Origin of the sequence: Psychrobacter faecalis (assembly GCF_016107575.1) — a bacterium.
In the GTDB taxonomy this organism is placed as follows: Bacteria; Pseudomonadota; Gammaproteobacteria; order Pseudomonadales; family Moraxellaceae; genus Psychrobacter; species Psychrobacter faecalis.
Genome location: NZ_JABAST010000007.1, coordinates 58,025 through 71,874, shown reverse-complemented (window position 1 = coordinate 71,874; position 13,850 = coordinate 58,025). Strand labels below are relative to the sequence as shown.

The following is a 13,850-nucleotide window of genomic DNA, read 5'->3' as shown; positions in this document are numbered from 1 at the left end:
ACACCTAACACGAAAAAAAGTAAAAGATAGCAAAACAGGCATGTCATCCAGTCATAATTTTATGTTATAACAGTTTATTATAATATGTATTCCAAAAGCTTTGTATGGAAGAAATAAGCTGGTGTGCATTTTATAAGAAACCCCATCTTTATTGATAGTTATCAATACTTATAATCTTAAGCATTAAGGATAAAAAATGAGTCAACAATATACCATCGCGGATTATTTGTTCGATCGTATCGCTGAAGCGGGTGCGACTGAAATCTTTGGCGTGCCCGGTGATTTTAATTTAACGTTTTTAGATAATATTATTGCGTCTGATAAGTTGCGCTGGGTCGGCAATACCAATGAGCTAAATGCTGGCTATGCTGCTGATGGCTACGCACGTGAGCGTGGTTTTGCTGCTATGGTGACGACTTTTGGCGTGGGTGAGCTGTCGGCGATTAATGCTACCGCGGGCTCTTTTGCCGAGTACGCACCCGTGCTGCACGTGGTCGGTGCGCCAAGTACCGCCCTGCAAGATTCAAAACGCCGGATTCACCATACTTTAGGTGATGGGGTGTTTAATTATTTTATTAAAATGGTTGAACCGGTCACCGTCGCGCGAGCGCAGATCACGCCTGATAACGCTGCCTCTGAGATTGATCGTGTGATTCGAGTTATTCTGAAAAAGCATCGTCCCGGTTATTTGTTGTTATCACCAGATGTGGCGAAGATGCCGATTTATCCGCCAACGACCAAGCTTGATGATAGCCAAGAAGATATCACCAGCCAAGCGGCATTGGCAGACTTTAAGCAAGCACTCATAGAGTTTTTGCCAAATAAAACCACCACACTGATGGCAGATTTGATGGTGCATCGTTTGGGATTACAAAATCAGCTAAAGGCTTTAATTGCTGATACCCACATTCCTTATACGACGTTATCATGGGGCAAAACCTTGCTTGATGAAAACAGTGAACGTTGGGCAGGTACTTATGCAGGCGTGGCATCACGTCCTGTGGTTAAAGACGCGGTAGAAAATTGCGAATGCTTAATTAAAATTGGCGTGCAATATACCGACACAACCACCGCAGGTTTTAGCCAAAATATCGATGAAAAAGTTGTGGTTGATTTGCATTATGAGCGGGCATCTATCAGCGGTCAAAACTTTGCCCCGATTGCGCTCAAAGATGCGCTGCAAACGCTACATGAAGTCATGACCTCAGGCATTAATATCGTACCGAAGCAATTTTGCAAAGAGATGCAGCCGCATGAGCAAAACGGCAAGGATGACGAGCCGATTCGGCAAGATGACTTGTGGCATATCATCGCCGATGCGCTCGATGATAAAAACCTCGTGTTTTCTGACCAAGGTACGGCGTATTTTGGTATCAGTGATGTGCGGCTGCCAGAAGGGGTAACGTCTTATGGGCAACCGATGTGGGGCTCAATCGGCTATACCTTGCCAGCGAGTTTGGGTGGCGCTATTGCCTCACCGCATAAGCGTAGTATCTTATTGATTGGTGACGGCTCGGCTTTGTTAACCATTCAAGAAATCGCGGTAATGATTAAAGAGCGCATCAATCCGGTTATTGTCTTGATTAATAACGATGGCTATACCGTTGAGCGAGCGATTCATGGTGAAAATCAGCGCTATAATGATATTCCTAAGTGTGACTGGCAAATGATGCCAAAAGCCTTTGGTGCCACGGAAGAAAATAGCCTTATACTTAAAGCAGAAACCGCTGGCGAACTAAAAGCAGCGCTCGAAAAAGCAGCGGCCACCAAAGATAAACTGGTAATGTTAGAAGTGATGACAGATAAACACGATATCCCGCCTTTATTGGCTGATATCAGCGCTGCCCTTAAACCAAAATAGCCTAAGTAAAAAATTTCATTACTATAAATTTATATCTTTTATTGATGAAAGAGAATAATTAAGCGTTTATAAAACAGAAAAGTCCTATTTAGCGTCATGCTAAATAGGGCTTTTTTAATATTCTCAGACGAAGGTTTATAGTGGCGCTAAAAGTCTTTATGATTGAACAAATAAAGAGCCAATAGTTAATGTTTTCTATAGGAATTGCAGGCGTACGACGCTTAACACAAACTACCGTTAGGATTCTATGTTATACAATAGAGTAGGCTTTTATAGATTGGGTTTTTAAAGTTAGACAGTTAAGAAAACTACAATAAGACTGTTTAATTTAAAGCATTTCAATTTGAAGCTTTTGCAACAAGTACGCTAGAAAAGCTAAAGGACACACTTACATAATAATGATTAAAAATAGGGCTTAAAAAAGATGGATACCTTAAATATCCTGTATTTCGTAGGAGCAGTTTTAATTTTTGCCAGTATCATGGCAAGTACCTTGTCGGCGCGTTTGGGCGTGCCGCTATTATTGTTGTTTTTAGTCGTGGGCATGCTCGCCGGTGAAGAAGGTATCTTGGGTATTGAGTTCTCTCAATATGGTCTTGCTAACTTTGTCGGGCAGGCGGCGCTGGCTTGTATTTTGTTAGATGGTGGACTGCGCACCTCCTTTAAATCTTTTCGAGTGGGGCTAAGACCTGCTATTACTCTTGCCACGTGGGGAGTGCTGGCAACGGTCATGATACTGGGCGTCTTTGTCACGTGGCTACTCGATGTCGATTGGCGTTTTGGGCTATTGATGGCAGCTATTGTCGGTTCGACCGATGCGGCAGCGGTATTTTCATTGCTGCGAAATGGCGGTGTGAAGCTTAACGACCGTGTACAAGCGACGTTGGAGCTCGAATCTGGTGCCAACGATCCACTAGCTATTTTATTAGTCACCGGATTGATTGCGCTAAATGTCGACCCTGAGGGACAAACGGTACTGGGCTTTATAGGCTTGCTATTACAGCAGCTGAGCTTTGGCCTCGGTATGGGTTTATTATTCGGTTACTTATTGGCAAGGCTGTTACCGAAGATACATTTGGCAGAAGGCATGTATGCCATTTTGATATTGTCGGCGGGCTTGGCAGTGTTTGCGGCGACCAATTTAATCGGTGGTAGTGGGTTTTTGGCGGTTTATCTGGCTGGCGTGCTGATAGGCAACCATAAAGTGCGCTCAACCGAGCATGTCATGCGCGTGATGGACAGCTTTGCGTGGCTATCGCAAGCCGTCTTATTTGTGGTGCTGGGTCTATTGGTGACGCCATCGAATGTCATTAACGTTTGGTATTACTCGGTTGCGATTGCCGCCTTTATGATTTTGATTGCTCGTCCTATCGCGGTCTATAGCAGCGTAAAACCTTTTAAATTTAAAGACCGAGAAATCGGTTTTATTTCTTGGGTTGGCTTGCGCGGTGCCGTACCGATTACCCTTGCTATTTTGCCCGTAATGGCGGGTATTGACGGCGCCTTTATGCTGTTTGATATTGCCTTTGGCGTAGTAGTTTTATCCTTGATTTTGCAAGGCACAACCATTCCCTTTATGGCGGATTTATTTAAAGTACGCATTCCCAATAACAAAGACCCCGAAGAGAAGCATGAGGTTTGGGTATCGGACAAGGCAAGTATTACTTTATATCAGTTTCAAGTAAAGTCTGGGGCGTTTGCGATTGGACGTCATCCAAAAAGCATTTCTAACCACGTTAACCCTGATCAAATTAGTGTGTTTGCCTTGGTACGCGGGCAGCAAATTGTGATTGTCGACGAAGACACTAAGCTGAAATTTGGTGATAGCGTGTGGTATGCGATGCGCGGCAATCATGCCAGCCAAATTGCGCGGATTTTTAATGACACCACCTTAGACCGCAAAGCTATCGATGATTTTTATGGCGATTGGCTCCTATCACCGAGTGTTAAGCTGGGCGATTTGCCATTTTTTACTGGTGTTATGACCTCTGAGTCTTTGGTCGATAAGCTTAAGTCCAAACCAGAAGATAACGAAAAAAATATGTGGCAGCAAACGGTTGCTGAATACGTCAAAGGTAACCTAGATATGGCGCCGGTATCGGGCGATACAGTGGGGATTAATGATGAATGGTCACTGGTCATCAAAGAAGTCGATGATAAAGGCAAACTTAGAACGATTGGTTTAAAACGTGAAGAGCTACCAAAAGCAGGGTAGCTGTTTATCGTTATTCTTTATTATTATCCATTAAATACTTGTCACTCTATAAAAGCCCAGTCATTTGCTGCAAAAAATCAGCGACGTGCTTATGCAGATTTTCTCGATAAGCCCAATGGTGTTTGACCTCATGGCTTGCCTCATTGGACAATAGTATTTTCATCATTCCTTTCTCTTCATAACGCTTGGCCAAATCATTGGGAAGGTAGCCGACGTGATGACCCGCCAAAATTAACTGTGCGGTCGCCTCCATATGATAAGTGGTGGCGCTTAACGTTTTTGGACGCACATGGTTGATACTTAGGTCAGTAATATAACCCCGTTTTATCCAAGGATAATTTTGTTCCAAGTCCTCAAAAGTTAAACCGTCTGCCTCATAAAATAGCCGATGCTCGCGTCCGCAGCAGACGACTTGCTTTTCGATAAATGCTGGCTGAAAGGTCAATAGGGGCGGGAAGCTGCTAAAATAACCCACGCCAATATCACTTTCATTGCTAAGTAACTTATCAAGCATACTCTCAGGGCTTTGCACATCGATAGAAAAATGTATCAGTGGGTTTTGACGATAGCTCGCAGCCAAGCATTGACGCAAGACATCATAAAAAAATGTTGGCATCTGATCGATAAGACATAATCGAATATGACCGCCGCGTACCGAATCCAGTTGCCGAATATAGTGCAATTGATGCTGAAAGCTGGCCACCGCCTCATTAAAGCTTAAGCAAGCCTCATAAACCGCTGCGCCGTCTTCGGTGAGCTTAAAACCCGCGCGCCCGCGATGACAAAGCGTCATACCCAAACGATCTTCTAAATGGGTTAAATGACCGCTAATGACAGACGGGGTGATATTTAAGCGTGACTGCGCGGCGGTCACGCCTTGGCATTCCACGATGGCCATAAAGCTGCGCAGGGTCTTGATGTCAATTTTTATCAATTCATCTAGCATGGAAAGTCATGTCCCCGTATCTATTATCTTAAACCGTCTTAACCAAATTTTTTATATAACTTCTATAAATAACGAATAAATCAAAGTTACTACGAAAAACCAGAAGTTTACTTCTAAATTTTACCATGGTCTCGCCTCTGATATTTAGGTATTGTCAGAGCTATAGAAAAAACGGCATAGACAAAAAGTAATATAGATAAAAAGTAATGTAGACACACTGTCTGTTTTGACCAATCGATATAAGGATGTAAGTGATGAAATTCAATCAACCATTAAGCGGCAACGATATGCCAAGATTTGGCGGCTTCGCCTCTATGATGCGCCTGCCAACCCAAGCGGATGCTGAGGGGCTAGACGTGGCTTTTGTTGGCGTGCCTTTAGATATCGGCACCTCAAACCGTAGCGGTGCTAGATTGGGACCACGCCAGATTCGCGATGAATCCCGTATGATTCGCCCTTATAACGTCGCCACTCGCGCCGCTCCCTTTGAGTCCTTACAAGTCGCTGACATTGGCGACGTGCCTATCAACACCTTTAACCTGCTAAAAAGTGTCGATATTATTGAGAAATTCTATACCGATAAAATCCTCAGTCATGGCGCTATTCCGTTGACATTAGGCGGCGACCATACCATTGCTTTGCCTATCTTACGTGCGCTCGCCAAAAAATATGGCCCTGTTGGGATGGTACATATCGATGCCCATGCCGATATCAATGATGAGATGTTTGGCGAACAAATCGCTCATGGTACGCCGTTCCGCCGAGCTGTCGAAGAGAACCTCATCGATGGCAATCGCGTCGTTCAGATTGGTCTGCGTGGCACGGGTTATAGCGCCGAAGAGTTTGATTGGTCAACCGAGCAGGGTTTTCGCGTCGTGCCTGCTGAGGAGTGCTGGTATAAATCACTGATACCATTAATGGCAGAAGTGCGCGAAAAATTAGGCGCTGGCCCAGTATACTTAAGTTTTGATATTGATGGTATTGATCCTGCGTTTGCACCGGGTACGGGAACCGCTGAAATCGGTGGCTTGACATCCACTCAAGGTATCGAAATCATTCGCGGTATGCGTGGCCTTGATGTGGTCGGTGGCGATTTAGTAGAAGTGTCACCGCCGTATGACCCGTTTGGTAACACCTCGGTACTAGCCGCGAACCTGCTATTTGAGATGCTATGTATCTTACCGGGCGTGCGCTATGACGATAAGGTTAAAGCCATTTATTGAAAATAATTTATAAACCCAAACTGTCCTTTATAAGGAATTAAAGGGTAGTTTGGGTTTAGCTTGGATTTGATACTGAACGACTTATTTAATTGCTATTAAATTTTTTAGGATGATTAACTCATGACGCATTCTCTACAAACGCCTTCTTCATTGCCAAATTCCGCGCCAACTGCCTCATCTCTAACTTGTGGTGAGCTACTTGTCCAGTGGTTAGAATATTACGGGGTGAAGACGGTATTTGGTATTCCGGGCGTACATACGGTCGAGCTATATCGTGGCCTGCCGAATACCAATATTCGCCACGTGACGCCGCGTCACGAGCAAGGCGCAGGCTTTATGGCGGATGGTTATTACCGCGCGTCTGGTAAAGTCGGAGTGTGCTTTATCATCACTGGTCCCGGCATGACCAATATCATGACGGCGATGGCGCAAGCATTGGCGGATTCTATACCGATGCTGGTGATATCTAGTGTCAATAAAGTGCAGCATACCGGCAGCGGTGAAGGGCATTTACATGAGCTGCATGACCAGCAAGGTATGGTCAGTAAGGTTGCGCTCATGAGTAAAACCATCTGGCAACCTGAGTCGTTACCGAAAGTCATCGCCGAAGCTTTTGCGTTATTTAATGGCGCGCGTCCAGGGCCGGTGCATATCCAGCTGCCCATTGATGTGATTACCGCTGATGCCCGCCATGTCGCCAAGCCGCCTAAACTAAATAAGCTAGATACTTCTCTAAACAGCCAATCTGCTAATAATATTTTGGCACAACTACAAGCAAACAAACCACTTCCTCACCCTGCACAATTAGATTTGATTGCTGAAACCTTAAAAACGGCAAAAAATCCAGTCTTACTTTATGGTGGTGGCTGCGTGGATGTTAATCATGACGCACAAAAACTGTCAGAACTTATCGATGCGCCGACATTTTTGACCATCAATGCCAAAGGTTTACTGCCGCCTGCGCATCCGCTGAGTTTGGGTAGCAATCAATCATTGGCCGCTGGTCGCGCCGTCATTAGCGAGGCCGACTTAGTATTGGCGATAGGTACGGAGCTTGGTGAGACTGATTATGATGTTTTTTTTAATGGTGGGTTCAAAATCAATGGCACGTTGATTCGTATCGACTGTGACGCTCAGCAATTACAGCGTCCGTTTAGAGCGGATATTGCGCTATTGTCGGATGCGCAAATGGCTATTAGTGGTCTATGTACGCGCTTAGAAAATCAACCGCTGCATCATCAAGCAGCACCGCGAGTAGCAAAGGTAAAGCAAGCGTTGATAGAAGAAATGACGCCAGATTTTGCTGGTCAAAACGCGCTGCTACAGCTGATTCGAGATGAGGTGGAAGACGTTATCTTCGTTGGCGATTCAACCCAGCCTGTTTATAGCGGCAATCTTGGCTTTGAAGCGTTAACTACGCGTCGATGGTTTAACTCATCGACGGGCTTTGGCACCCTGGGTTATGGTTTGCCCGCCGCGATTGGTGCCATGATTGGCTCAAAAGCGCCCGTTATCAGCCTGATTGGTGATGGCGGTATTCAATTTACTATTGCCGAGCTAATCTGTGCCGCTGAGCTTGAGCTACCATTAATTGTGCTGTTATGGAACAACCAAGGTCATGGTGAGATTCGCCGCTATATGCAAGAGGGTGGCTTGCCTTTGATTGGAGTTAATATAAAAACCCCGAACTTTGAGCGGTTAGCCGCAGGATTTAGCGCCGGTTATCGTCGAATCACAGATAAGCAGCAGCTATTAGATGCCTTGCAAGAGGATATTAAAGGCAAACAACCAATTATTTATGAAGTCGATGAAGCCGATGCATTTCTTCTTGAAATGGGTAAAGGTTTTACCTGCTTTAGCTAAAGCATAATTGCTACTAAAAATAACTTATAAAACGTTATCTAACTATTTGCGCAATGCGCTCAGTCTATGGATAGATTGGGCCGCCAAAGAAAAAATTGACGCTCGTCACCTATCAAGGAGGATTGAATGACGAACTATATAGATAAATCCCAGCAGCCAATCTTAGGTAACAATACCATCGTTTCAGGCACGCCAGAAGGACTACATTGGCGCGCCTCCATGTGGAAGTTTTTGCTATTTTCAGCACTGGGTATTGCGCTGTTTATTATTCCCTTTCAGTGGGATGGCAAAGTCACCATTTTATTGGGCGTATTAAGCGATACCTTGCAAGCAGTGCTGGGCAGTTATGTGGTTTACGCGGTATTGGCGATTGTGACGACCTCCTTTATCGGGGCGCTGACCGTTAAGGTTTTAAGACCCAATCTGCCCGCAGGCTCCATGTGGACAAAGCTTTTTGATGTCGATTGGTTTTGGTTTGCTGCCCGCTTTTTGGGCGTGCTGTTTGCGTGGATGATTTATTTACAAGTCGGCCCTGAGTTTATTATCAATCATAATACCGGCGGCGTGATTTTCGAAGATCTGATTCCTGTTGTGATTCCTTTGTTCTTTTTTGCCATTTTATCCTTACCGTTTCTTACAGATTTCGGTTTGATGGAATTTTTGGGTACTTTAGCTAGCAAGGTGTTCGTTAAGTTATTCAGGTTGCCGGGTCGCTCTGCGGTCGATGCCATGTCCTCTTGGTTTGGCGCCGCCTCTATTGGTCTGCTGGTGACCATGCAAGAGTATGATAAAAGCTACTATAGTCAGCGTGAAGCAGCAATTATCACCACCACTTTTTCGGTGACATCCATCGCTTTTACCTATGTCGTTGCCAAAACCATCGGCGTTGACAACAACTTTGTTTTCTTTTATCTGACCATTGCTGCAACTGGTTTTATCGCTGCGATTATTATGCCGCGTATACCGCCGCTGTCATTAAAGCCTGACACTTATCATTCTGGTAAAAGTATGCTCGATGAAGAAATCCCTACTGAGTATTCTACTTACCAATGGGCGATCAATCGTGCCGTCACGCGCGCGCATTCTATGCCAAGCTTAGGGAGGGTGTTTAAGCACAGCCTAAAGAACTTATTTGATATTTATTTTGGCTTAATTCCGGTTATTTTTGCTATCGGCGTTATTGGTCTTGGTTTAGCAGAATACACGCCGGTATTTAATTGGCTCTCTGCGCCGCTCGTGCCGTTGCTTGAATTACTACAAATTCCAGAGGCAGCAGAGGCCGCGCCTGCGATGATTATGGGCTTTGCCGATATGTACTTGCCAGCATTGGTTGGTAAAAGTATTGAGAGTGAAATGACGCGTTTTATCGTTGGTGCAGCTTCTATTACCCAGATTATCTATATGTCTGAGGTAGGCGCGCTGATATTGAAATCAAACATCAAGCTGAACGTCTTAGAGCTGTTTATAATTTTTATCTTGCGGACGCTGATTAGCTTGGTGGTCATTACGTCGGTGGCGCATCTATTGTATTAGTCGTGATTGCAACGCCTCATTTTGGCATTAAAAAAGCAGTGAACAGTTAGCGTAAAGACAACTTTATTAAACAATATAAGGCAACTAGTCATCATGGAAATAACAAATTCTTTATCCTTAACGAGAGCCGCCGCTCAGCAAAGCATGAAAAATGAAGTTAGGTTAAATGCCGCCTACATAGAGGGTGATTGGGTCACGATTGCAGCCTCTGAATCAGTAGATGAGCATGCTTTATATGATCCAAACTCCGGCGAAGTCATTGCAAAAACTCGCTTGTGTCGTAGCGCACAGGTAGACAGCGCCGCTTATGCTGCATCACGCGCTTATGCAACTTGGTCGCAAACCAGCGTCAATGAGCGCGCGCGTTATCTGCAGGCGATTGCAGATACGATGGCGCAGCAGTTTGAGAAGCTGGTTGCGTTGTCGGTATTGAATAATGGTAAGCCGATTGCAGAGGCGAAAATAGACGTGAGCGACGCCATTGCTTGTTATCGCTATTATGCCAATCTTATCACCGAGCAGACGACTTGGTCTAAGGTCGAGACAAACGAGTCAAGCATACGCTTATTAAAAACCTATGCACCCGTTGGTATTTGCGCCCTTATCGCGCCTTGGAACTTTCCGATGGTCACCACCGCTTGGAAACTAGCGCCCGCGCTGGCGGCAGGGTGTACTGTTATTCTCAAACCGTCAGAGGTGACACTATTACCAGAGTTGATGCTGGGCAATATATTGTCTACTATTAATCTGCCAAAAGGGGTGGTCAATATCCTACCGGGCGCAGCAGAAGTAGGTGCGGCGATGACCAGCCACCCGTTGATTGACAAAGTGTCTTTTACCGGCAGTAATGTCGTCGGTGAAAAAGTAATGCGCCAAGCAGCAACAGGTATCAAGGATATCAGTCTAGAGCTTGGTGGTAAGTCCGCTATCGTAGTGCGCGCAGATGCTGATATTGATTATGCCTGTGATTTAATCATCGGTGGTATCTTTACCAACGCCGGTCAGATTTGTTCTGCGACCTCAAGATTGCTCGTCCATCAAGACATTGCGCAGTCGTTATTTGACGCACTGAAAACAAAAACAGAAACTTTGAAAATTGGCGATGGTTTTGCTGTCGATACGCAAATGGGTCCATTGGTCAGTGCGCAGCAACTTGCGCAAGTCAAAAAGTATATCGATATCGCGGTTGATGAAAATCTTAATTGCCTAACAGGTGGCAAGATACTAGAGCGTCAAGGGTATTTTGTCACGCCGACCATTTATACAGAGGTACCAGTGAGTAGTCGGTTATGGACAGAAGAAGTATTTGGGCCGGTATTGGTCAGTACCACCTTTGCAGACGATGCGTGGGCGGTTGAACTTGCCAATGATAGTAAGTATGCCTTGGCAGCGACTATTGTGAGCGCCAATGAAAGTGCAGCGTTAGAGATGGCGCTACAAATTCAAGCTGGTCATATTTGGGTTAACGAGCAGCAAATCGTATTGCCCGAAGCAGGCTGGGGCGGGTTTAAGCAAAGTGGCATTGGTCGCGAATTGGGTGCTGATGGCTTGTCTGCTTATCAGAAGAGTAAGCACGTTTTGCTACCGTCGTAATTGCTGATTTTAGCGCCTTGTCATTTTAATCGTTATCATTTTAATCATAATGCTTTGCTGCGCTTAGAATGTTTTTCTATCTCGCTAATAAAAACCCCCTGTTATAGATATTCTATATAGGGGATTTTGGTTAATGCTTAGCAATAAAATGGTAGATTACCACATCAAATCATCTGGAATGACGTAAGCGGCATAAGGATCATCTTCTGCCAGCTCGACCTCTGACTTGTCATTCGACACCACAATAAAGCCTTCGAGCTTGGCGTTGATACGGTCAGCTAGTGGACGAGGCAGCAGCGCATAATCGTCTTCTAAGCGCGCAATCACCACATGACCCGCTACGATTTGATCATAGAGCTTTTGGGAGATATAAATCTTTTTAATTTTGCCATTATCAACAAACTGATAAGTGATGTCACCCTGTGTTTCTGTGATTTGATGTTGCCTAATCATTTGGATAACGTTGGCTCTTAGCGTTTTTTCTTCTAAAAGCTGCTGTTTTTCTTGATTGAGCTTTTGGTCTTTTTCTATTTTTTTGGCTTGAGCGTCTGCCAAGGCTTTTTTGGCTTCAAGGTTTGAGGCGTCACCTGTGCGCTTGGCATGCTGCGACTGTTTGCTGATTTTTTTGGCTTTTTTGCTATCCACCAATCCAGCTTTTAAGAGTTGTTCTTGTAGGGCGTTTTTGGCCATGTCTGTATTACCTAAGTACCTAAGTGAAATTGCCTAAATCTGAAATTATAGTGTTTAAAAAGGTTATGGTAGCAAATTTTGTGCAGTACTGTCACAGTCTGGCGTAAAAATCGTTCATTACGCCTTAAAAGAATAATTTTAAAAAGTAATTGTACATAATATCTCTCACATAAGGTTTAAAGATAAAGAGCTAAGCTTTTATTCAAATTGTCAAAAAGACGCACCCACATCGTGAGTACGCTAAAAGCTATATAGGTGTAATATAAAAATACTTGAATAAAAATAGAGTTTAGTCAAATTTAGGTTGCTATAGGCGTATCTAAAGTTACTGGTTGTGCCTTGTTTGTTTTGCCATCCACTGCTGCGCTTAAATTCACAAGGAAAATAGCAGTGGCTGCAATTAATCCTGGTATCGCGATAAACAAGAAGTTTGTTTGATGGCTTAGCTCAAGGGTGAGTAGGGCTCCAGTTAAGATAGGACCTACGATAGCACCAATACGACCAACACCTGATGCCCAGCCCATAGCTGTTGTCCGTACACTCGTCGGATAATACTGTGCGACAAAGGTGTAGAGTAGTATCTGTGAGCCGATAGTCGTAGCGCCTGCAATCGCGATCAGAGTATATAGTACTAGCTGAGGGCTGTTATAGCCAAGCAGTATCAACGCCGCAGCGCCTAGGGCAAACATGATGGCTAAGACAGGTTTAAGATGAAATTTATCAGCCAGTATGCCGCCGCCGATAGCTCCCACCATGCCACCAATATTGAGTGCAAATAAGAACAGCATGCTTGCACCTAGTGAGTAACCCGCCTGAATCATTAGTTTTGGCAACCAACTAGCAAGGGCGTACACCATCAGTAAGCACATAAAGAAAGCGACCCAAAACATGATAGTAGTGAAACCACGGTTTTTCAGAAATAAGGCTTTAATTGGTGCATCATCGCCTTTGGTCGGCTCGTCCAGTAGCAAACTGGTAGAAGTGGTAATCGTTTCTTGCGGTGCCAATTTTTTAACAATAATTTTGGCTTCTTTATCTCGCATCTCTTTTACCAAATACATCAAAGATTCAGGCAACATTTTCCAAATAATTGGTAAAAGTAGCATTGGAATGCCAGCGATATAAAACATAATCTCCCAGCCAAAATCTACCACCAAAAACGAGCCTAATAATGCCGATGCCATGCCACCAATGGCATAACCACTAAACATTATAGCAACTAAAGTACTGCGAATACGTTTTGGTGCATATTCGGAGGTTAAAGCAACACAGATAGGCATAACACCACCGATACCTAGGCCTGCAATAAAGCGCAAAGTGGCGAACTGTATTGGGCCACCAGCAAAAGCACCAAGAAAAGTAAAGCTACTGAACAAGCCGACGCAAATCATAATGGTTTTTTTGCGTCCAATCTTGTCTGATAGTGTTCCAAAAATCATAGCGCCAAACATCATGCCAAAAAGTGCAGCACTGGCAAGAAAACCTGCTTGTACTGCGGTTAATGACCATTCCTCCATGAGTAGGGGCAATGCTACACCATAAATAATAAGATCATAGCCATCAAAGATAATAATCAATAAACACCAAAATAAGACTTTCCAGTGAAAAGGTGCAAATTTGGCTTCATCAATAACCCTATTGATGTTTAAAGTAGGTGAGTCCATTCTTTTTTCTCCGTGGGTAATATCCCTATAAGTCTTTATTAAGTTATTGTTTTCTATCAAGCAAGTCAAAAACCATCTGAGTATTAATCTATACCTATAAGGTATAGATTTTGACGTAACTTAATAAAGGGCGGTGACATGTGGTAAAAGAGAAAAGCACCTACATATCCTTTAGATATACAGGTGCTTTTCTTAAATCAAATGAAAGATTTAAGCTCTTATTTGTTAGACTATTTTTTTATTACTAAAAAATCTGATGATA

The 13,850-nt window shown here is 44.0% G+C and carries 9 protein-coding genes; 6 read left to right on the top strand and 3 right to left on the bottom strand.

Annotated elements, in window-relative coordinates; genetic code table 11:
- Positions 1 to 196 precede the first annotated feature (196 nt).
- Together JFC07_RS03825 and JFC07_RS03820 are read left to right on the top strand one after the other, a co-directional pair.
- A complete protein-coding gene (locus JFC07_RS03825; protein WP_198328163.1) occupies positions 197 to 1,861 on the top strand; it encodes an alpha-keto acid decarboxylase family protein in 1,665 nt (554 codons plus the stop codon).
- A gap of 424 nt (positions 1,862 to 2,285) precedes the next feature.
- Positions 2,286 to 4,076, top strand: coding sequence for a potassium/proton antiporter (locus tag JFC07_RS03820; RefSeq protein ID WP_198328162.1), 1,791 nt, complete (start codon positions 2,286 to 2,288; stop codon positions 4,074 to 4,076).
- 46 nt (positions 4,077 to 4,122) lie between these two features.
- Here the strand turns inward: JFC07_RS03820 and JFC07_RS03815 are convergent, their stop codons facing one another.
- On the bottom strand, positions 4,123 to 5,022 hold the full coding sequence (locus JFC07_RS03815) for a LysR family transcriptional regulator (RefSeq protein ID WP_198328161.1): 900 nt from the start codon (positions 5,020 to 5,022) through the stop codon (positions 4,123 to 4,125).
- A 254-nt stretch (positions 5,023 to 5,276) separates the two neighbouring features.
- Here JFC07_RS03815 and speB point away from each other — a divergent pair, with 254 nt between their 5' ends.
- The 4 genes from speB (at position 5,277) to JFC07_RS03795 (ending at position 11,234) form a co-directional block, all read left to right on the top strand.
- Complete coding sequence (speB, locus tag JFC07_RS03810; RefSeq protein WP_191691247.1) at positions 5,277 to 6,245, top strand: agmatinase; 969 nt, start codon at positions 5,277 to 5,279, stop codon at positions 6,243 to 6,245.
- Positions 6,246 to 6,365: 120 nt separating this feature from the next.
- The gene (locus JFC07_RS03805; protein ID WP_198328160.1) at positions 6,366 to 8,108 is read left to right on the top strand and encodes a 5-guanidino-2-oxopentanoate decarboxylase; all 1,743 of its coding nucleotides are present in this window, start codon (positions 6,366 to 6,368) and stop codon (positions 8,106 to 8,108) included.
- 126 nt (positions 8,109 to 8,234) lie between these two features.
- The gene (locus JFC07_RS03800; protein ID WP_198328159.1) at positions 8,235 to 9,641 is read left to right on the top strand and encodes a YjiH family protein; all 1,407 of its coding nucleotides are present in this window, start codon (positions 8,235 to 8,237) and stop codon (positions 9,639 to 9,641) included.
- A 93-nt stretch (positions 9,642 to 9,734) separates the two neighbouring features.
- Complete coding sequence (locus JFC07_RS03795; RefSeq protein WP_191691242.1) at positions 9,735 to 11,234, top strand: aldehyde dehydrogenase family protein; 1,500 nt, start codon at positions 9,735 to 9,737, stop codon at positions 11,232 to 11,234.
- Between the two features lie 156 nt (positions 11,235 to 11,390).
- Here the strand turns inward: JFC07_RS03795 and JFC07_RS03790 are convergent, their stop codons facing one another.
- Positions 11,391 to 11,924: a DUF2058 domain-containing protein gene (locus JFC07_RS03790; protein ID WP_102076920.1), complete on the bottom strand. Its 534-nt coding sequence runs from the start codon at positions 11,922 to 11,924 to the stop codon at positions 11,391 to 11,393.
- A 299-nt stretch (positions 11,925 to 12,223) separates the two neighbouring features.
- Complete coding sequence (locus JFC07_RS03785) at positions 12,224 to 13,588, bottom strand: MFS transporter (protein ID WP_198328158.1); 1,365 nt, start codon at positions 13,586 to 13,588, stop codon at positions 12,224 to 12,226.
- Positions 13,589 to 13,850: the final 262 nt, after the last annotated feature.

What these genes read in the sequence shown, in the direction of transcription:
- JFC07_RS03825 (WP_198328163.1), top strand. Translation starts at nt 197, where the DNA reads ATGAGTCAACAATATACCATCGCGGATTATTTGTTCGATCGTATCGCT.
- JFC07_RS03820 (WP_198328162.1), top strand. Translation starts at nt 2,286, where the DNA reads ATGGATACCTTAAATATCCTGTATTTCGTAGGAGCAGTTTTAATTTTT.
- JFC07_RS03815 (WP_198328161.1), bottom strand. Translation starts at nt 5,022, where the DNA reads ATGCTAGATGAATTGATAAAAATTGACATCAAGACCCTGCGCAGCTTT.
- speB (WP_191691247.1), top strand. Translation starts at nt 5,277, where the DNA reads ATGAAATTCAATCAACCATTAAGCGGCAACGATATGCCAAGATTTGGC.
- JFC07_RS03805 (WP_198328160.1), top strand. Translation starts at nt 6,366, where the DNA reads ATGACGCATTCTCTACAAACGCCTTCTTCATTGCCAAATTCCGCGCCA.
- JFC07_RS03800 (WP_198328159.1), top strand. Translation starts at nt 8,235, where the DNA reads ATGACGAACTATATAGATAAATCCCAGCAGCCAATCTTAGGTAACAAT.
- JFC07_RS03795 (WP_191691242.1), top strand. Translation starts at nt 9,735, where the DNA reads ATGGAAATAACAAATTCTTTATCCTTAACGAGAGCCGCCGCTCAGCAA.
- JFC07_RS03790 (WP_102076920.1), bottom strand. Translation starts at nt 11,924, where the DNA reads ATGGCCAAAAACGCCCTACAAGAACAACTCTTAAAAGCTGGATTGGTG.
- JFC07_RS03785 (WP_198328158.1), bottom strand. Translation starts at nt 13,588, where the DNA reads ATGGACTCACCTACTTTAAACATCAATAGGGTTATTGATGAAGCCAAA.